Source organism: Acinetobacter sp. SH024, assembly GCF_000163635.1.
Taxonomy (GTDB): domain Bacteria; phylum Pseudomonadota; class Gammaproteobacteria; order Pseudomonadales; family Moraxellaceae; genus Acinetobacter; species Acinetobacter pittii.
In genome coordinates this window covers 797551-816359 of the sequence record NZ_GG753601.1, presented here as the reverse complement: position 1 = coordinate 816359, position 18809 = coordinate 797551, and the positions used below count along the sequence as shown (strand labels likewise).

At 38.3% G+C, this 18809-nt stretch carries 22 protein-coding genes; 12 read left to right on the top strand and 10 right to left on the bottom strand.

Annotated features, from left to right (window positions below; translation table 11 throughout):
• Positions 1-346: 346 nt before the first annotated feature.
• Positions 347-1297 carry a MobA/MobL family protein gene (locus HMPREF0013_RS16365; RefSeq protein WP_005803934.1) on the top strand — a complete coding sequence of 317 codons (951 nt, stop codon included), beginning with the start codon at positions 347-349 and terminating at the stop codon, positions 1295-1297.
• Between the two features lie 152 nt (positions 1298-1449).
• On the opposite strand, the gene HMPREF0013_RS16360 is transcribed toward HMPREF0013_RS16365, so the two are convergent.
• The 3 genes from HMPREF0013_RS16360 to HMPREF0013_RS16350 form a co-directional block, all read right to left on the bottom strand.
• On the bottom strand, positions 1450-2304 hold the full coding sequence (locus HMPREF0013_RS16360) for a hypothetical protein (RefSeq protein WP_025464134.1): 855 nt from the start codon (positions 2302-2304) through the stop codon (positions 1450-1452).
• A complete protein-coding gene (locus HMPREF0013_RS16355) occupies positions 2288-2635 on the bottom strand; it encodes a hypothetical protein (RefSeq protein ID WP_005803930.1) in 348 nt (115 codons plus the stop codon). Before HMPREF0013_RS16355 ends, HMPREF0013_RS16360 begins: the two co-directional genes overlap by 17 nt.
• Before the next feature lie 502 nt (positions 2636-3137).
• Positions 3138-3491: an antitoxin Xre/MbcA/ParS toxin-binding domain-containing protein gene (locus HMPREF0013_RS16350; RefSeq protein WP_005803929.1), complete on the bottom strand. Its 354-nt coding sequence runs from the start codon at positions 3489-3491 to the stop codon at positions 3138-3140.
• Between the two features lie 859 nt (positions 3492-4350).
• On the opposite strand from HMPREF0013_RS16350, the gene HMPREF0013_RS16345 reads away from it, so the two are divergent.
• The 3 genes from HMPREF0013_RS16345 (at position 4351) to HMPREF0013_RS16335 (ending at position 6205) form a co-directional block, all read left to right on the top strand.
• On the top strand, positions 4351-4959 hold the full coding sequence (locus tag HMPREF0013_RS16345) for a hypothetical protein (RefSeq protein ID WP_023271163.1): 609 nt from the start codon (positions 4351-4353) through the stop codon (positions 4957-4959).
• Between the two features lie 91 nt (positions 4960-5050).
• Entirely contained in the window at positions 5051-5815 is a 765-nt protein-coding gene (locus HMPREF0013_RS16340; protein WP_005803925.1) for a hypothetical protein, read from the top strand.
• A 24-nt stretch (positions 5816-5839) separates the two neighbouring features.
• On the top strand, positions 5840-6205 hold the full coding sequence (locus HMPREF0013_RS16335; RefSeq protein ID WP_005803923.1) for a hypothetical protein: 366 nt from the start codon (positions 5840-5842) through the stop codon (positions 6203-6205).
• Positions 6206-6235: 30 nt separating this feature from the next.
• Here the strand turns inward: HMPREF0013_RS16335 and HMPREF0013_RS16330 are convergent.
• A protein-coding gene (locus HMPREF0013_RS16330; RefSeq protein ID WP_125316795.1) for an IS3 family transposase occupies positions 6236-7401 on the bottom strand; the annotation gives its coding sequence in 2 pieces (ribosomal slippage) (positions 6236-7134 and positions 7134-7401; 1167 coding nt in all).
• Positions 7402-7714: 313 nt separating this feature from the next.
• Here HMPREF0013_RS16330 and phnC point away from each other — a divergent pair.
• From phnC to HMPREF0013_RS16300, 5 genes are all read left to right on the top strand, one after another.
• Complete coding sequence (gene phnC, locus HMPREF0013_RS16320; protein WP_005803921.1) at positions 7715-8446, top strand: phosphonate ABC transporter ATP-binding protein; 732 nt, start codon at positions 7715-7717, stop codon at positions 8444-8446.
• 67 nt (positions 8447-8513) lie between these two features.
• Positions 8514-9374, top strand: coding sequence for a phosphate/phosphite/phosphonate ABC transporter substrate-binding protein (gene phnD / locus HMPREF0013_RS16315; protein WP_005803919.1), 861 nt, complete (start codon positions 8514-8516; stop codon positions 9372-9374).
• A gap of 18 nt (positions 9375-9392) precedes the next feature.
• Positions 9393-10190, top strand: coding sequence for a phosphonate ABC transporter, permease protein PhnE (gene phnE / locus HMPREF0013_RS16310; protein WP_004757464.1), 798 nt, complete (start codon positions 9393-9395; stop codon positions 10188-10190).
• A 41-nt stretch (positions 10191-10231) separates the two neighbouring features.
• Complete coding sequence (locus HMPREF0013_RS16305; protein ID WP_005071472.1) at positions 10232-11239, top strand: phosphonate dehydrogenase; 1008 nt, start codon at positions 10232-10234, stop codon at positions 11237-11239.
• Complete coding sequence (locus HMPREF0013_RS16300) at positions 11236-12093, top strand: LysR family transcriptional regulator (protein WP_005803915.1); 858 nt, start codon at positions 11236-11238, stop codon at positions 12091-12093. The genes HMPREF0013_RS16305 and HMPREF0013_RS16300 overlap by 4 nt, the downstream gene beginning before the upstream one ends.
• Before the next feature lie 325 nt (positions 12094-12418).
• On the opposite strand, the gene HMPREF0013_RS25435 is transcribed toward HMPREF0013_RS16300, so the two are convergent.
• Positions 12419-12541, bottom strand: a complete 123-nt coding sequence (locus HMPREF0013_RS25435) for a hypothetical protein (RefSeq protein WP_009584542.1) — start codon at positions 12539-12541, stop codon at positions 12419-12421.
• Positions 12542-12623: 82 nt separating this feature from the next.
• Between HMPREF0013_RS25435 and HMPREF0013_RS24635 the strand changes: the two genes are divergently transcribed.
• From HMPREF0013_RS24635 to HMPREF0013_RS25430, 3 genes are all read left to right on the top strand, one after another.
• A complete protein-coding gene (locus HMPREF0013_RS24635) occupies positions 12624-12887 on the top strand; it encodes a hypothetical protein (RefSeq protein WP_228141423.1) in 264 nt (87 codons plus the stop codon).
• Between the two features lie 7 nt (positions 12888-12894).
• The gene (locus tag HMPREF0013_RS16290; RefSeq protein ID WP_005803911.1) at positions 12895-13377 is read left to right on the top strand and encodes a hypothetical protein; all 483 of its coding nucleotides are present in this window, start codon (positions 12895-12897) and stop codon (positions 13375-13377) included.
• 71 nt (positions 13378-13448) lie between these two features.
• Positions 13449-13580, top strand: coding sequence for a hypothetical protein (locus HMPREF0013_RS25430; RefSeq protein ID WP_023271160.1), 132 nt, complete (start codon positions 13449-13451; stop codon positions 13578-13580).
• A gap of 100 nt (positions 13581-13680) precedes the next feature.
• On the opposite strand, the gene HMPREF0013_RS16285 is transcribed toward HMPREF0013_RS25430, so the two are convergent.
• The 5 genes from HMPREF0013_RS16285 to HMPREF0013_RS16265 form a co-directional block, all read right to left on the bottom strand.
• On the bottom strand, positions 13681-15351 hold the full coding sequence (locus HMPREF0013_RS16285) for an ATP-binding protein (RefSeq protein WP_005803907.1): 1671 nt from the start codon (positions 15349-15351) through the stop codon (positions 13681-13683).
• Positions 15344-16537 (bottom strand): SIR2 family protein, encoded by a 1194-nt coding sequence (locus tag HMPREF0013_RS16280; RefSeq protein ID WP_025464133.1) that lies wholly within the window; start codon positions 16535-16537, stop codon positions 15344-15346. The genes HMPREF0013_RS16285 and HMPREF0013_RS16280 overlap by 8 nt, the downstream gene beginning before the upstream one ends.
• Positions 16538-16748: 211 nt before the next feature.
• The gene (locus tag HMPREF0013_RS24985; RefSeq protein ID WP_023271159.1) at positions 16749-17591 is read right to left on the bottom strand and encodes a hypothetical protein; all 843 of its coding nucleotides are present in this window, start codon (positions 17589-17591) and stop codon (positions 16749-16751) included.
• Entirely contained in the window at positions 17581-18096 is a 516-nt protein-coding gene (locus tag HMPREF0013_RS16270; RefSeq protein WP_005803901.1) for a hypothetical protein, read from the bottom strand. The genes HMPREF0013_RS24985 and HMPREF0013_RS16270 overlap by 11 nt, the downstream gene beginning before the upstream one ends.
• An 11-nt stretch (positions 18097-18107) precedes the next feature.
• Positions 18108-18800: a GTPase domain-containing protein gene (locus HMPREF0013_RS16265; RefSeq protein ID WP_005803900.1), complete on the bottom strand. Its 693-nt coding sequence runs from the start codon at positions 18798-18800 to the stop codon at positions 18108-18110.
• Positions 18801-18809 lie beyond the last annotated feature (9 nt).

The window sequence follows — 18809 nt, the reverse complement described above, 5'->3', positions numbered from 1 at the left end:
TTTTTTATATCTCGTTTCCGTGTCTTTTAAATTTCGCTTCGCTCTCTTTAAAAGACACTTCTCCTCGTGCTGCGCAGCACTTTTAGTTTTAAGTAATTGATTATTAATTAATTTATGTGTTACTCATGTTTGGAGATTTACTGTTTCTACATAATTATTCATCTGTTACCACATACTGTAAATAATTAAGCTATTGTTTTTGTTGGAAAAATTAAAAAAAGTTGGTGTGGTGTTACTCATGCGTTTTAATTGAAAATTTTTTTCATTTTTCTTCACGAAACGAATCATGAATTTTTAAAATTTTGTAGGATCCGATATTCCAGTTAAATTAATATCGGAAGTAAAAATGTATTATTTTCATTTAAGTCACAACATAGTTAAAGGTGATAGCCAAATAAAACTGAGTGATGGTGATTCAAAGTATCGACTCTCAAAAAGTGCATATCACTATATTACGCGTACTTTATATTTTTCAAAGCATAAAAGTGAGATTGAAGAGCTTGAATATAGTGCATCTTATAATATGCCGATTTGGTCTGAAAATAATCCTGAAAATTTTTGGTATGCAGCAGATCAATATACAAGTGAGACTAGACGAAGCTCATCACATATTACAATCGCTTTGCCAAAAGAACTGGATAAAAATCGCCGTATAGAGTTGTCTGAAAGATTAATGTATGAGTTTTGTGGTCAATATAAAATGCCATCAACAATCGCAATTCATAATCATGTGGCTGCGCTCGATGGACAGTCAGAACAGCCACATTTACATTTATTATTTTCAGAAAAAAGTATGTTGGATAATATTCAACGTTCTCCAGAGCAGTTCTTTAAGCAATATCGTCAAAAAAATCCTGAAAAAGGAGGTGCATTAAAAATTACTGCGGATGTGCTTGGATTCGGTCGTAATATATTATTTCACTACCGAACACAAACTGAAAAAATAATAAATGAATTTTTAGAAAAATATGCACCCAAAAAAATTATAGAAATTCATGGTGTCGAACTGGAAGTGAGCAGTGCAGTATCGTGCTTATCTAATGAAGATTATAATAAAAAACATGGAAGCAATTTAAAAGATGTCCCACAAATTCCGAGGTCATTACTATATAGCACTGATCCTGAAGATCAAGACAAGGTAGCAGAATATAGAAAGAACATTCGGGAAATTCGTCAAAATAATCTGTATGAACTTTATAAAAAAGAGTATGAGCTAGCGTTGGCTAAAAAACGTGAACAGGAAATTCAGAATAGGCAACAACTTGATCAATCTAACAATTTTGATTTTGACTTCTAATATATCCTCATCAATAAACCAAAGATGATGACTGCTCACAAGCAAGCTCAATGGAATGTATTATTCCTCCTTCAGCCTTTAATTAAATCAGTTGATCTTTCTATATACTTTATATGGACGGATCAACTGAATTGGTCTTAGCACAATTTGACCTATTTCTTTAAATAAGTTTCCATTTGTAGCTGTTCAAGCGTATGCCATTGATAACGCTCATGTCCTGCAAAATTTTGTTTGATATATACAATATGTTGAAGAATTCGCTTCTGATACTTTAACAGTTGTTGAATGCGCTGATCATCGTAATCAATATCTACCCGTTGTTGCCTCAGTGCTTGATAAAAGCAGCGGTAGTCCATATTCATATTTTTTAATATTTCCTTGGATGCCGCAGGGTGGAGTGGTTGGCTTAATCCTTTTACTGAATAAGATTTACGCATGACAAAGTCGGGGCGTAGACGGGATTCTTTTGCCACTTTTAATGTTGGTTCAAATCTATTTGATCTAACCTTGATATTTTGAAATGCCTGTTGAATCGAATTAATTAGTGCACTCGGTTGAATAGTATGTGCTGGCGCTGGCTTTTGTAATCTTGGTGCAGCGACTGGAGCAGAAATGGGCGATTTCAGTTTAGCCTGATGATCTTGTTGACGGTCGACTTTGATGATTTGTTTGAGTTTCTTATAGTTAATCGTATAGAAATTGGTTTGCAGCCATTTATTCTGTGCTAACTTTACAATCACTAAAATTCCAGCCCGTTTTAATTTAGCCACAATTCTTTTAATCGTTGAGATGCTATACACACCGAGTGTGGTTTGCCATTGTTCATAACTATGGAACCAATACTTTTTTCCATTAAAGGTTTTTCCTTCGTTATTTTCTAAAAAGTAATGCAGCTTCTGTAAAAAATTGGCGGCAGCTACGCCAAACGCTTTTGCAAGCGTTGGCGAAGCAATGAGAGGATAGTCTCCAGCAATGAGGAGGTGATTATTCTTATTGGTCTTGGACATGATTCGCCCCACGTAGTACACGCTGTGCGCGCTCAATCAACTTGTGACGCTGATGTGTACGAAATGCCCATAAAGAGGAGAGATTGTTATTTTGATTGAGTTTGGTTACTTCAAGAATTTGTTCATCAGTCATTTCATGCATGCATTGACGAATGATTCGATGGGCTTGTTCAAGCTCGTTGAGTAATGAATTGGCTGTATCCACCGCAATATAAAGATTGGCGAGTGTTTGACGCTGAGGATTTGAAATAGTTTTGCCAAGTTCAACGATAAGTTGACCAGCTTGTTTTTTAGGTGTGCAAGAGTTTGCACCATGAAGAATTGCGTTCATAGCAGTTGTCCTAGATAAGTTTTAATACTTACCGCCATCATTTTCCTACGATGATGGTGGCAGCTTAACAGGAGTAGGAAATACTGAATCTAGGCTCAGCCAACCTCACGGTTGTCCTGTCAAACTGCCATAACGACTGCTAAACAGTAGACAAAAAAATAGCCGCAAGTGCGACATTTATTTGCACCTAGATAATATCAGGTTTCCTACGCCTGAACACAGATTTTGCTGTGTACAATTAGCTTAACTGGGTATCGCTTGAGCTGTCAACGCTGTGATTGGATCTTTTTACATATCTTAACATTAAATAATTCATTGATTCTGCTGGAGATATTTTAAATTTCTGACGGCTAGGAATTTGATTGTGAAACGAACATATAGCTGTGTATTGAGCACAAACTTTAATGTTTAATGTGTTTTTAAAAAAAGTGATGAAAATAATGATCAGAATTTCTAATCCATCAAACTGAAGCTGATTCGCTAAAAGAACGATGTGAATAAATCATCGATTTTTTAGGGCATCAACAACCCTTAAGACTTTCTCTAAGCCTTCTCTGGTTTGAATTTGCTGAGTGGGGACACCATCGGTTGCGGTATTGAATGCATTCATAAAATAATCGATCCATTCAGAATCACCGCCCGTGAGTGCTGATAAGCTTTGATAAAGGCGAATCAGTAATAATCCAGTTTTGCCTTGAGAAGATGTGGGTTCTAATACAGCTGAGAATTCGATTTGGTTCATCGACATGAGATCGAGACCCATCACAGTAGCCAGTTGAGTATTACTAAGACCGAGTAAATCCGCGGTATTCAATACGGCTTCTGCTAAAACCATTGATGTACTGGCTGAGTTCATCCAAGCAACCTGCTGAGCTTTGCTGATTATTTATTCTATCTTATTTACAGGATATAACTGAAGAAGAGGGAACTTCAGTTTGATCGCTTTAAATCAGCCTTTGCAAATTTCAATCTTCCCATTAACAGCTCATTAGGCATTGATTCATCTCAATGCTTCAAATTTAACAGCTGAGCTGCGCCTGATTTAATTCTTTATTTTATTGTTTTATTTTAATAGAGAACAACAGTCCATTTTAGCCTAATCCATCAAAGCAAAATGAGCCGATCGATCGGATGAATTTGACCCTATGGGAAAAATCAAAGACTTAATGCGATTACATTTGGCGAATCTAATTGTCTAGATTTTAGTGCTTTGTAAAATTGACTAAAGCGCTGGATAAAATTAATATGGGCTCGCTGGCCTACATTGCCAGCGGGTTTTGACAGGCCCTATGTAAACAAAGAAAGAGTACTAAGTTTGACTTTGTATTCTGCTGTACCCACTCGTCCCTCTTTTCTCTATGGTAGGGCGGAAGGGGGACGTCTTTGTGCGTGCTGGTTTCTTTGTTTACCAGTCTGTCAACCCTCTTTCGTTCTGCCACCATCAATTGACAGTGATTTGGTAGAACCTTTATTTAAACAAAGGAGTTACCGCCCATGGTGCATTTAACTTTTCATATTTTAGCCTCACCCCATGTTCAACCTTGTTGTGCTTTGCAACGAGGGCGATACGGCTAATTTTTTATTATTCGTCTGTATTCAAACAATATTTTTACAAGAACAATCCAACGGTGGATGGCTAAGTCACGCCTATAAAAAATAAACCTTTTTATATCTGCTGGTGATTGTGCATTGCATTGAACATGCGGGAAATAACCATGACTGAATTAAGCAAACCCAAAATCATACCCATTGAACACCGTCCACAAAAATCCAAGCTCTTTATAAAATGTGTGGTCTTACCCATCGTGATCTTTCTCATCGTTGCCAAAATCTTCTCTTTTGGTGCTTTCGGTTACATCTTCTTTGGCTTTGACCTATTTTGGTTTGTGATCCTTTACTACCTTTATGAATATGGAAATACCTACTTTGACGGGATGACTGAACAACTGAAGCGACAAGGAGAAACTTTTAACTACCAAAACCGTGGTGTTTGGATTAACAGCCAAGATAAAACCATTATTCTGTTTGATCAGCCAGATCAACGTCTCGTCAAATATCCCTTTGATTACATCACTTCCGTTGGACACTACAACTTAGTTGAAGATAACTTTAGAACCACGACCACTCTGATCAGCAATCCAATGATGGGAACGCATGTCAATCAACAAGTTCATCGCACACCGATGAAACGAGAGTTTCAAGTCAATATCGGTACACGAGATCCATTCAAACCGAATTACAGCCTAAAAGTCCTATTTCCTTGGCGTAGTCCACAAATGGCCAGTGAAATCCGTCAGCTACTATCAGCGGATCATTATCAATAACTGATGTTAAACGATTAAAAATAAAAAAGTATTTTACACGAGCACTTCTTGCGGGCAGCCAAAGCCCGTAAGAGATGCGAGGATCATTAAAATGAAATTTCGATTTAAACCACTACTGATCAGCAGTATGACATTGTTGATGATACAGACTGTGACGGCTCAACCCCTGTCTACATCTAAGCCATTCACCTTAGAGCAGGGCTTAACTTGTCTGGATTGGGCTAAGAAAGAACAATCCTTGAGTAACCACTTAGCCTTGATGGGCAACGAAATGAAATGGCCATCTGGAATCACCTCATTACAGCAACAATTTCAACAGCAGTACCGCAAACAAAAGAGCAGCGTCATCAATGATCCTGATGATGAAAATTTCTGTGAAGATTGTCCTGAAACCGAAGTTTATTTACCCAATAGCAAAAGCAATCCCATCAAAAAGATTGAAACCTTAGTGCACGTCAGTGTTGCAGGGGCAAGAACTGCGATCTATCGTGCTGATGACATCAACACCACCAAACAAAAGATTGAGGATGGATTAAATATTCAATTTAGTCACTATAGCGGACAACAATTGAAAAGCTTTAAACAGCAATGGGATAAAGCTTCAATGCATGATGATCAAAACAGAAGCAAGACCCACAAAGTCTTCCAACAATATCCACATTTAAAGGTCTTTGATGGAGAGGTTTTCCACAATCAAAAGGTCTATACCCCCAAACAAATTTATATCTATAGCCAGCCCTATAAACGAGATGTATCTGATCCGAATGACATGATTGCTTTTATTAGCCTTTATGACAATCCCGTAAATCCATCACAACACATCTTACAATGTGGCTTTATTGACAATGTGTTTTAACAACTAAATTAAGAGTCTATTTAAATGAAAAAATTGATATTTGCAGGATTATGTTTAAGTCTTTCAACCTTGGTTAGTGCAGGCGTAAAAGAAAGCTTAGTTGGTAAACGACTAGTCTTAGATTTACCCGATGTAGAATGTGCAGGCTTGTCCTTTTCCAAGAATGGAAAAGATGCTGCAATGTATGCAGAAATGGGGCAATGCCAAGATCCATTACTATTAAGAGTAAGATGGTTAGATGACAAGACTTTCATTTTGATTGAGAAAGTACGAACCAATGATATTTCTCCACCACGTACTTATTTATACCGAGTAAAGAGTTACCAGAAAAATGGTGTTGAATTGACGGATATCTCGACAGGCTGGGGAGATCATAATGATGTGTGTTGATAAAAACGGAGGCTTTCGCTTGGGAGGATTCTAGACAGCCAACCTGTAAAAGTCCTCTGCCATTTGATTTGGTGTCTTAAAATCCAATCCTTTTTGGATTCTTTGCTGATTATAAAATAGCTCTATGTATTTTGTAATATCTGCTTTCGCTTTTTCCCTCGTTTCATAAGTACGATGGTGTATAAGTTCATTCTTTAATATGCCCCAGAAGCTTTCAATTGGTGCATTATCAAAGCAGTCTCCACGCTTACTCATTGAACCTTGAAAATCATATTTTTCAATCATATTTCGATATACATGACTGCAATATTGACTGCCTCTGTCTGAGTGAACAATTAAGCCTTGTGGCGGTTTTTGATTCCGAATAGCCATTTTAAGAGCATCACAGACCAACTGTGCTGTCATACGTTCATTTAGACTATAGCCAACAACCTGCTTTGTATAAAGATCCTTTGAAGCAGCCAGATATAGCCATCCTTCGTTTGTCCAAATGTAGGTAATGTCACTTACCCACGCGTGGTTTGGAGTGCTCACGTTAAATTTTTGCTCTAATAAGTTTTTGTAGACGGGACGGTTGTGATCACTGTTTGTTGTTCTTTTAAAGCGCTTATGGCGCTTGCAAAAGAGTTTATTGACCTTCTTTATTGTACGTACTGCATATTGGCTAATTTGAACACCTTGAGCGTGTAAATGCTTACTCAGGCGAATATAGCCATAGCTTTCATTGGTCTCCTGATGTGCTATTTTCACCATGATAGTCTGCTGATTTCTTCGAATTTGTTTTTGGCTTAAGCCACTTTTCAACCACTCATAAAATCTTGATACTGAAACTTTTAACAGCTTCGCCATCATGGTGATTGGGTATGTATCTTTATACTGTTTCATGCAGGCGTACCTCACTGACTTTCTTTGGCAAAGTACGCTACTGCTTTTTTTAAGAATTCTCTTTCCAATTCCGCAGTTTTAAGTTGCTGTTTCAGCTTCTTATTTTCTTCGAGCAGAGCAGCAAGTTCAGGGGAATATTGTTGTGTTCCAACTAATGTTCCAGATTTAGCTTTGCTGTACCAATTGGAAAGCGTTTGCATGGATATGCCAAGCTGTCTTGCTGTTTCCGAAACATTGCCTTTATTTTCTTCAATCTGTTTTATAGCTTCAGCTTTGAATTCCGCTGTATAAAACTTTGGTTTTTTGCTCATGGTAAACTCCTGATGAGTACGTTTAGTTTACCAAGTGAAAGCTTCCGTTTTTATCAGCACACATCATCCAGCTGCGTTCGGCCAGAAGCGGACGCCAGGGTGTGCCTTAAAATCCTGCTAAACCCCTCCCAGCTAGCTCCGCCAATTACCGGCGCCTCACTGCATACCAATTGGAAGTCTTATAGCCAAGCGTTTGAGTGCGATTGCTAATTGCTCGCAATAAAACTGTAACATTGAGTCGTTATGCTCACCTCATTATCTGATTTCGTAATCAAAAATAAAGATTGATTACAACAACGAGGGTCTGGCAGCAATGATTCAACTTCAAAATATTACCGTCCAGTACGGACAAATGATTGCGTTGCATCCAACTTCGCTCACGTTTCAACAGGGACAGTTTTCAGTGTTGCTCGGTGCCTCTGGTGCAGGCAAATCAACAATGCTCCGTTGTCTTAACCTGATGCAAAAACCCACTAGCGGCAATATAAACATTACAATGTTAGGTTCATTGTTGGACAAAAAAATATTGCAAGAGCATCGTCGGCGTACTGGCATGATATTCCAGCAGCATCAATTAATTGGTCGACTTTCTGTTTTGCAAAATGTGCTAATGGGTAGACTAGGTTATCACTCGACGCTTCGTACTCTTTTTCCTCTATCGAAGGAGGATCAATCTATTGGATTACACAGCCTTGACCGCGTTGGGCTACTTCACAAAGCACTCTCACGAGTGGATGAGTTAAGTGGCGGTCAGCAACAACGCGTGGGTATAGCTCGGGCATTAGCGCAGCAACCGGCACTTGTTTTGGCAGACGAGCCTGTGGCAAGCCTTGATCCAGCAACCGCCAACAAAGTCTTGGCGCTCTTACACCAGATATGCAAAGAAGACGGCATAACCGCTGTAGTCAGCCTACATCAAGTCGATCTCGCTAAACGCTATGCTGACCGAATCGTCGGTCTGGCTCATGGCAAGGTTGTGTTCGATGCAATACCAGCGGCTCTGACACAAACGCATGTAACTGAACTCTATGAACAAAAAGCGTAATTGAATTCAAACATTCCAAATATTACTCATAACCATTGTTTAACTTAAGAACTGAGGAGAAATAACCATGAAAAAGCTATTCGCTGTACTGGCTCTAATATCGTTTTGCCTCTTAGGTAGTGTCACATATGCCGCACCTAATCCTGACCCCGGCACATTAAAAGTTGCTCTCTTGCCTGATGAAAATGCATCAACCGTCATTAAAAATAATAAGCCTCTAGAGATGTATCTTGAAAAAGCTCTGGGCAAAAAGATTGAGCTTATTGTTACCACTGACTATTCATCAATGATTGAAGGAATGCGGTTCGGTCGTATTGATCTTGCATATTTTGGGCCCTTGTCTTATGTATTGGCCAAACAGAAAAGTAAGATTGAACCATTTGCAGCAATGCAACAAAAAGGCTCAACAACTTATCAGTCAGTGCTAATTGTGAATAAGGCGGCGGGCATCAACAACATCACAGATATCAAGAAAAAAGCCGTTGCCTGGGGTGACAAGGCCTCTACATCCAGCCACCTGATCCCCAAATCAATGCTTGCTGATAAAGGATTATTTGCCGGAAAGGATTACAAGGAGCATTTCGTAGGCGCTCACGATGCAGTGGCGATGGCAGTTCAGAATGGACACGCGCAGGCCGGTGGTCTGAGCAAGCCCATTTTCAAATCGCTCGTTCAGAGCGGCTTGATCGATCTAAACAAAGTGAAGGTCTTAGTGGAGTCAAAACCGTTTCCTCAGTACCCATGGACTATGCGCTCTAACTTAAAACCAGAGCTAAAAGTAAAAATTCGTGCTGCCTTCCTCGATTTGAAAGATCCGAACGTGTTGAAACCATTCAAGGCTGATGGATTCGGGCCTGCAACAGATAAGGATTACGATGTCGTGCGTGATTTAGGTAGTTTGCTAAAGCTAGATTTTTCCAAGTTCTAATTTTTTGAGGTCTCTACAATGAATACGAACTTCGAAGCCATATTGTCAGAGCAGCGCCAAAGCTGGAATCGAGTAGTTAGGTATGTGATATTGATTTTAGCTATTGTCGTCGGATGTTGGTATTACGTTGGTCTATTTGATGGTGAGCGTTTAGGCGAAGGCGTGCCAAGTCTTGTTAGTCTCATTGGTGAGATGTTCCCTCCCAACTTTAGTGAGTGGAGAGCATGGGTCAAGCCAGTGCTCGATACCTTAGCCATGAGTATTGCTGGAACCGCCATCGCTGTGCTTTTGTCCGTGCCCTTGGGTATTTTGGCTGCACGCAATACCAGTCCACATCCAGCGGTCTATCAGGCTGCGCGTGCTCTGTTAAATGTGTTGAGATCTGTTCCTGAGCTTATTATGGGTATAGTTTTCGTGGCAGCTGTCGGCTTTGGTGCACTGCCGGGTGTGTTGGCATTAGGCCTGCACTCAATCGGCATGATCGCTAAGTTTTTTGCGGAAGCGATTGAGCATACAGATCAAGCACCAGTTGAAGCTGCGCAGGCCGCAGGTTGCAGCCCGCTACAAGTGATATTTCATGGCATTTTTCCGCAAGTATTACCGCAAATGGCCGACACCGCGATTTATCGGTGGGAATACAATTTTCGCGCCTCAACGGTGATGGGAATGGTCGGTGCCGGCGGTATAGGTTTCGAGTTGATAGGATCGCTGCGTCTTATGCAATACCAAGAAGTATCCGCGATATTGCTGGTCATTCTTGGGATGGTGACGCTAGTTGATACATTCAGTTCATTCTTGCGTCGCAAGTTCAAGTAGCTAACCCATATAAAAAATCCGGTATACACATGAGGGTCCACATGAAACAAAAAATAGTTCTTACCCACTGGGTTCATCCTGAAATTATCGATTATTTACAATCTGTTGCGGATGTCGTTCCCAACATGACCCGCGATACTATGTCGCGCGCAGAATTGCTGGAGAGAGCAAAGGATGCTGACGCACTGATGGTATTCATGCCTGACAGTATCGATGATGATTTTCTTGCGTCCTGCCCTAAATTGAAGATTGTAAGTGCAGCACTCAAAGGCTATGACAACTTTGATGTCGATGCTTGTACCCGCCGTGGTATTTGGTTCAGCATCGTGCCGGACCTTCTGACCATCCCAACGGCGGAGCTGACAATTGGATTGCTTCTTGGCCTGACTCGCCATCTGGCCGAGGGGGATCGCCGTATCCGAACTCACGGATTTAACGGGTGGAGACCGGAACTATACGGAACGGGTTTAACAGGACGCACACTCGGAATCATCGGTATGGGTGCGGTCGGGCGAGCGATTGCGAAGCGCTTATCGAGTTTTGATATGCGGGTGCTTTATTGCGATGACATCGCCTTGAATCAAGAGCAGGAAAAGGCCTGGAATGCACGACAGGTGAGTCTCGATGAATTATTAAGTAGCAGTGACTTTGTTGTACCTATGCTGCCAATGACGCCGCAAACTTTGCACTTATTGAATGCAGAAACAATTGGCACAATGCGCACAGGAAGCTACTTGATCAATGCGTGTCGTGGTTCAGTTGTCGATGAATTAGCTGTTGCCGAAGCACTTGAATCTGGAAAATTGGCGGGTTATGCGGCAGATGTTTTCGAATTGGAAGAGTGGATCCGTGTTGATAGGCCAACAGCTATTCCGCAGGAGTTACTGACCAATACAGCGCAAACATTTTTCACCCCACATTTGGGGTCTGCGGTCGACGACGTGCGTTTCGAAATCGAGCAACTAGCAGCCAATAATATCTTACAGGCACTGACCGGCCAAAGGCCATCCGATGCTATCAATAATCCAATTTTGGAAGGCGTTAATTGATCAATCTTGAACGCGTAGTTACTTTTCTGGCTGTCGTGAATCGGGGTGGCTTTCGTGAAGCAGCCAAGCACACAGGGCTCTCACAGTCAGCTGTGACTCAGCATGTTAGGCGCCTAGAAGAGTCGCTGAGTGTCAATCTGATTGTGCGAAACAACGCAGGTAGTACGCTCACAGAGGAAGGCAAAGTGTTTTTGCCTTATGCGGAAAACCTAGTGCGCACCGGATCCAGAGCGTGCGCATTATTCGACACAAATCGTCTTGTAATAGGCGCGAGCTCGAATATCGGCATCTATGTATTGCCACCGCACTTGAGGCGGTTCAAGAAAACAGCAACTTGCAATTTTGATGTAGTCATTGGCGATAATCTTACCATTGTGAAAAAACTGGAAAACTTTGAAGTCGATGTGGCCATTATGGAATGGTGGGATCAACGAGAGGGATTTGATGCATGCGTTTGGCGAAGTGAAGCACTAGCTTTGATTGTGCCGGTGGAGCATCCGTGGGCCAAATTGGCGAGTATTCCATTAGATTGGCTGAAGGGAGAGAAATTGCTGGGGGGAGAAACAAGTAGCGGCACAGGGCGTCTGTTACAGCATTTTTTCGGAAGCGTGGCAGATTCTATTGGTGTATCTATGCAGCTTGGAAGCACAGAGGCGGTTAAACGGGCAGTACAGGCAGGCTTGGGTATTTCATTGGTGATCTCTTCGTCTGTGGTCGATGAGTGCGAGAGTGGTCGACTAAGAAGCGTTAAAATTGAAGGGATCACCCCCTACAAAAATCTTTACGTTATTTGTCGTGGCAATATGCTTGAAAATACACCATCGGCACATTTCAAAAAATTTCTACTTCAGTAGATGGATGGTATGTTGTTTATGCCAACAGTTAGAAAGTGTGAAGTTTGCCGTGACATATCATGATTTTAAGTTGATGGTAGCATTTTATTCATTTGCGTTATTTCTCTAGAAGGTAGGCGTCTAAATACTAAGTTTTCTACCTTTAAAAGGCCATATCGAACATCCACTTTAATCTGCGGTATCAAGAGAAGATTATTTTTTGCGAACATCCGCTTTGGGCACAACTGAGCCGGTTCTGGTGCTTTGAAATTAATTTAGATCAATTGCATCGCATATCCACCAGCTAACGTGTCCGTTAGTCTCACTAGCCCCTTTTCGGGTACATCTAGTGTGTCAGGTGCTTAGGCTCTAGCGCAAAAGGCGTACTCTTAATCTTCTCAAGACTCGCCTGTATCCAACCTGCTTTGGTCGCCTGATCATCACTGTGGTCAATGTCCGCGTCATTCATACTGACTTCGCAAAGTCGAAAATATCGAACTTTATTCAAACAATTGTCACAGCAACAACCAAATTTTGCAGGGCATTATGTCATGGAAATCGTGGGGTGCGGTGGTGGCTGTAGTTTTGCTATCGCCTATAATGCAAAAACAGGGCAGAGCTTTATATTTCCCCATACCTTTGCTGATTGTTATAGTGAACAAAAAGGCTTTACCCAAAACGATATTTTCTTTCAAAAAGATAGCCGTTTAGTCATGGCGGTGGGGAGTCGTTATGGGGATCAAGAAAAGTGTGAAACAGTATACTATCTTGTTGAAAATGATAATTTTAAAGAAATTTCAAAACAATTGAGATAATAAAAAAATGTTTATACAAAAAGGAAGGATTCGATTTTCCCAAAAGGAAGTCTGGGATTTAGATTCCCATTTAGCCAAAATTATTTATACAGGCTTGGTGCAGTTTAAACAATCAAAACGGCAGGGTACGCCATCTCCCTTTTTAACTGAAAGTACGGTAAAGCATCCATTGGGCACAGCAACCGAAGAAACAAGACAAGTATGGGAAGAAACTTTAGATCAAATGATCTATGCTTTTTCACCACAACAAGAATATGACGAAATTGAACAGAGTATTTATGATTTAAAAATGATTGAAGATACAGATCGGCTAATCAGTTCTGATGGTAGTATTCCAATCAAGATGCTTGCTATTCCTAAAGCTAGTTTTACTCAGCAGGATATAGAAGCTTATAAAGAACGCAAATGTCGATGGGAACAGTTAGATATACAAAAACGGCAGCATGGACGTGAGCTATTTGTAAAGTATTTTAATTGTCTTTGGGACTGAACTAATACATAAATGGCGCTTAGCCATTGATAGTCATGCTCTCTAATTTAGACAATAAGAGGTGTTTAACTATGTTTGCATATTCTTGTTTAGATGAAGACTTAGTGACGCCTAGTACTGGCATTGATGCTTCATTTATCTGGAAAGTAAGGTTCGCTACTTATTACTCGATTATTAACTTCACTATAGAAGATGCATGGTAACCATTTATTAACTCATCAACACAGAAGTGTTAAACGTACCTATTCTTATATAAGATGAACAGATAAATAAACTTATTTTAAAATAGGTAACATCATACAATTAAGACCATTTATTTTGAAAATCAGCCCCAGATGAGTTTGGCGTTATTGTAGGCTTGTGGATATTAATAGTTAGTGGTATTGGAAAGTCATTACCTATTAGAACAGCTTCACCCGGTTGTAAGCTTGGTAGAAAATCTGAAGCTGCTTTATCAATTTCACCACAAGCACGTTCAATAATTTCTCTATCCCGATCATTAGTGAGCCTATGGACAATCAGTGTTCCTAATTGGCTTAGTACTCCTTCTGTGATATCTCTTGGTCGCTGGGTTGCCAAGCAAATATTCAGACCAAATTTACGTCCTTCTTTTGCAATCAATTCAAATGAATCTAATTTAGCGATGGTATCTTCATTACCAATAACTTTACCAATAAAGTTATGTGCTTCATCTAAAAAAACAACAATCGGCTTATCTGAAAAACTCCTTGCTCTCGCTTGATTCAATAGATGACGACCAATAGCATTTGCAACAATTTCTCTAGCCTTAAACTCAAAACCCACATCACTTAGATCGATTCTTAATATTTTTTTATTTGAACTGTAAAACTCTTCTATTTTTTTTACAAGTGTTGGTAATTCTATTGAATTAAAAACAAACTCAAATGTTCTAGATGTTGTTAAGCCATTAATTCTTGATAATAGAGCAAGACAATAACTCAAGCTATTCAAGTCCTCATTCCAAATACCATGAGTTTTAGCAGGGGGCCAAACACATTCTTGACGAATTTGCTGACATAGTTTCATTGGATTAAATCGTGCAGATGGATCTTCAATAAGCTTTGTTCCTCCAATAGAGCGGATACTGACTTTCCAAGATTCTTCTGTTCTACCTATTTTTATGAATACACCATTATCAATTTTATCTAAATGTAATCCTCTATCTTCCAGTATTTGAGCTAAACGTAAACTTCTAATAGCATCTCTAAATTTAGGACCTTGCACCTTGCCTGAAGGTTCAAACAACGCTATAAAATCAGTCTCTTGGAAGCATTCTGCTGGCAAACTGACAGCGCAGGAACCAATAGCTGGGCTAATGGGATCACTTAAATGAACATTTTCAATATCATCGCCAATGAAATCTTTATATTCCCCAGTTGGGTCCAGAATTATAATTTTTGAGTTAAACTTTCGACATTCTTCTAAAATTTTTGCTGTCGTATAACTCTTTCCTCCGCCTGTTGAGCCTAAAATCCCTAAATGACGACCAAATAGTTTTTCAGGCGTTACGTTTATGTCACAACCCTGATCTATATCAATAAAGCCTATATTTAGCTCTACCTCAGGTATTCCTTTATTCATACGTTTGGGTAATTGAGCTATAAATTCATGTGGCGCTGAATAAATGAGATCATTGATATTTGGATAGTATTCAACCCCAGCAGTAACATGCAAATTATCCATTTGAATTGTGCCTAGAAGTTGGATTCGTCCAGCAATATCTAAATTAGACTTATCTAAATCATCTTTTCTGATTTCTACAATACGTCCAAGAATTAAATTTACCTGACTTTCAATTAATATAAATTCACCAACTTCGCCCTTTCCATAGCGCTTGCCATGATAGTAGGTTGCTTGATGTTGCATATTGATATATTCGAAGTTGACTGAACTAGCAGTAATAGCATTTACTTTTCCAAAAAGAAGCTCTGGTTTGATCACACCATTATGCATGTGTACCCCCAAATAGCTTTTTCATATTTTCATGAAGATTTTCTGCAGGAGATAATGCTGTAAGATCAGGGATCAGACTTGAAAATTGTTGGAAATCACAATTAATAAAGATTATTTCATCATTCTTTCTGTCATCTGCAATCTTCTTAAATATTTTCCAATACTTAGATGTTTTAGGAGGAATCGCATTAAAATCATTTTCAATACTTGGCGATACAATAATCACTTTTAAGTGTGGATTAGAAAGTATTGCTGACAAAATTGGCTCAGATAAATGATCATCGTTAAAACCAAAACCAGCAATAATTAAACATGTATTCGGCTCTCTTAAACTTTGTGAAAAGCGAGCAATTAACTCTAAGTGTGGCTGTATATATGACTGCTGATATTTTCCCTTCGCTGGAAAGATCATACAGCTATCTTCAGCTTTTACATTTTCAGCCTGTTTAATAATATAAGTACTAGCCTCATCACGACTCCAATTTGTAGAACCATGAAGTTTATAAAGCTGATATACACCCTCTAAATAATGTATGTTAGTTGAAGATGATGTTGTATTTCTTCGGACGATATCCATATCAAAAAATCTGGCATCATAAATACGAGGCATTGAAAAAGAAAATCCGTCTATAACTGTGATGCCAAGCAACCCAGCAGCATCTTCAAAACAAGTATCGTAATTAGTCGTAAATAGTTTAACTCTTGGATCTTTGGATTTTCTTCTAGCCAATTTCCTAATAAATTCTTTATGACCAACTAATTGTGCATTTTTATCTTTAATAAAATGGCATTTTTGTAAAATTAGTTCCTTACACTTTTTAATGAACAGCGTGGTTTTTTCTATTGATGTTCCAACTTGTAAGTAAGCCTCACAATGTGAAAGGCATATCTCTATGTTCTGATTAGCTTCAACCCCAGAATCAAACCCACTCTCAGAAAAACAGTCATTAGCTATACTTAACATATCGTTAGTAGTACATGCTTCCCATAAATCCCACATTCTAGGGCCATTAACTACATCACCCAATGATGTTCCACTACCTGCCAATACCATAATATTTGGCATCTGTAGTGCTGATTTTAATTTTCCTTTTATGCTAAGTTCGAAACTTTCATTTTCAGAACCATCAGTGTTTCTTTCTTCAATCCAAATACATTCAGCTGAATCATAGTATTTCTTAGTTATCGCAGTCATATATTCCCCTGATATATTTTAAAAATTAAGCCACCACTTCATTAAACGCTTCAACAACCCCAAATATTGTCCGCATCTGCTTCACCAAACACTCCATCAATCCCTTCAAAATGTATTTGATTAAATCGTGGTTCATGCAACTATGTTGCATCCTATAAGTATTTATAATTCATTTTAATAGCAGTGTTTCATTAAATATTTACTAAAATTTGACCTTTAAGTTAAAATCAAAACTGTTCTTCACAATTGATGCTAATTCAAGTTTCGACTTAAAGGATATAAGTGAACTGTTTTTACTTTCTGTTTCCGCTTTTGGAAAATTAAGTCCAACATCAATAAGAATATTCATACTTCTATTACTATCGCTTGCAGATGACATAGATATATTAAGATCACTTAAATGCGCAGCGCCATCTTTAAGTGTAGCTAATTCGTGACGACAAATTTCGTCATTTTCTAAACCATATTCTTCCAGTATTTTTTCTGCTAACAATATTCTTTGTTCAGTTGGATATTCATTCTGAGAATAACACTTCATAATTGAAGCAATTTGATTTAGCGTTTTTTCAGCTTTAGCTGTCAAATCTGTATTAGCTTTAGCAACCTTAGATGCAGCTCCATCAAGTGATGCTGAAAAATCAACTTTGGAATTAGAAAAATCAAAATTTTTATGTTCAAACTCAAATGAGGTTGCACCTAATGCCGCAAAAAATCTGGCATAGGCATTTGCCTTTTTTAAATTGTAAGTTAAGAAATCATCTATAATTTCTTCCACGTTTAGATACTTTTCTTTGGTATTAACACCTTCATCTGAACATACTAGAACTTGATCTACTTTCAATAAATTTAGTTTGTCTAATTCACAGAGTTTATCCGACTTCCTTTTTGCAATTCGACTTAAAGGGAGCTGAATAACGGTAACATTGGGCACGAGTAATAATTCAGAGGTAGACTTATCAGTTAAAGCCGTATCAATTGTATCCTGAGACAAACACCATACAACTCGACGATCATCAATATTATTAGGAAAACTTTTAAGACTCATCTTCTATCCTTTGCTTAAATTTTGAAATAAAAATACTAATATTATGCCTAAACTTATCAATGCTAGTGAAAGGAGCCACCTTCGCTTGTTCTTTTTTTTTGATTATTCCAAAAATGTGGTCGCATTGCTTAGCTAACAAGTCTGAATTAGATGAATTTCTATTAGTCCTTGTCCAAAATAAAGTTAATACTTTTCCAAATTCTAACGGAGTATTTTTATAGCCTTTCACTATTAAGGCTGTTTTCGATTTTCTTCCAATATTATCTTCCTGCTGATTTTCAATCAGCAATATAAAATCAAAAATTTCATTAGGATTTAGTTTATAATAACACTCCACATTATGAAAAATTTCTCTTTCCCCCTCATCAGTCAGTTCAAATATTAAATTATTAACCCACGACTGATCATTTTCTTTGGTTATTTTTTCAATGGAATTTGGGGTGTATTTATACCAATCATCAGAGCTATTATTATCTAATGCTTGTGCAAAAAGATAAATTTCCATGTCTTCCACATCTATTCTCCCATATGACCGATTATAAAATGAATAATTTCATTTAACCCCATTTCATCTTTCATACTCCCAAAATGTAAATAGGATTTTGAATTATCCACATTTAATCTAGATTTAATATTTTTAAAAAATACTTCATCTTGAAGATCATCGATCAATTTAATTTTTTCTTTTTTGTTATTAAATTCAATACCTTCAAGTAGATCTAAATGAGTACCAATGATAAACATCGGTATTTTCTTACCATTTAACTCTTTTTGAATTTTTTTTATGTCTTTTTCAATTTGGTTTTCTACAGATCCCTCATCTAAAATCCATTCATCAATTTTAAATAGGTAAACAAAAATATCAGCATTTTTAAGTGCTTTTATCCATTGCTCATAATTAGAAGTAACCCCACTATAATCATTTTGAATACTATTCAAACGAACATCCCAGCCAAGATCTGCTAGTTTTTTTTTGCTAATTTTAACTTTTTTAACACCAATAGTAGCTTCATGTTTTAATGTGATTTCACCTTTAAGTAAATAATTTAGTAACGTTGTTTTACCAGTTGCTCGTTGTCCTAAAATTACAATAGATTTTCCAGAAACCTTCTTTTTTATTGTTTCCCAGTTTTCATATGCTAAATAACCAGCAATACCAGTTAATGCAGCACCGCCTAACCATACTGCTAAAACTAAAGGTGCAACCATATCTTCCCC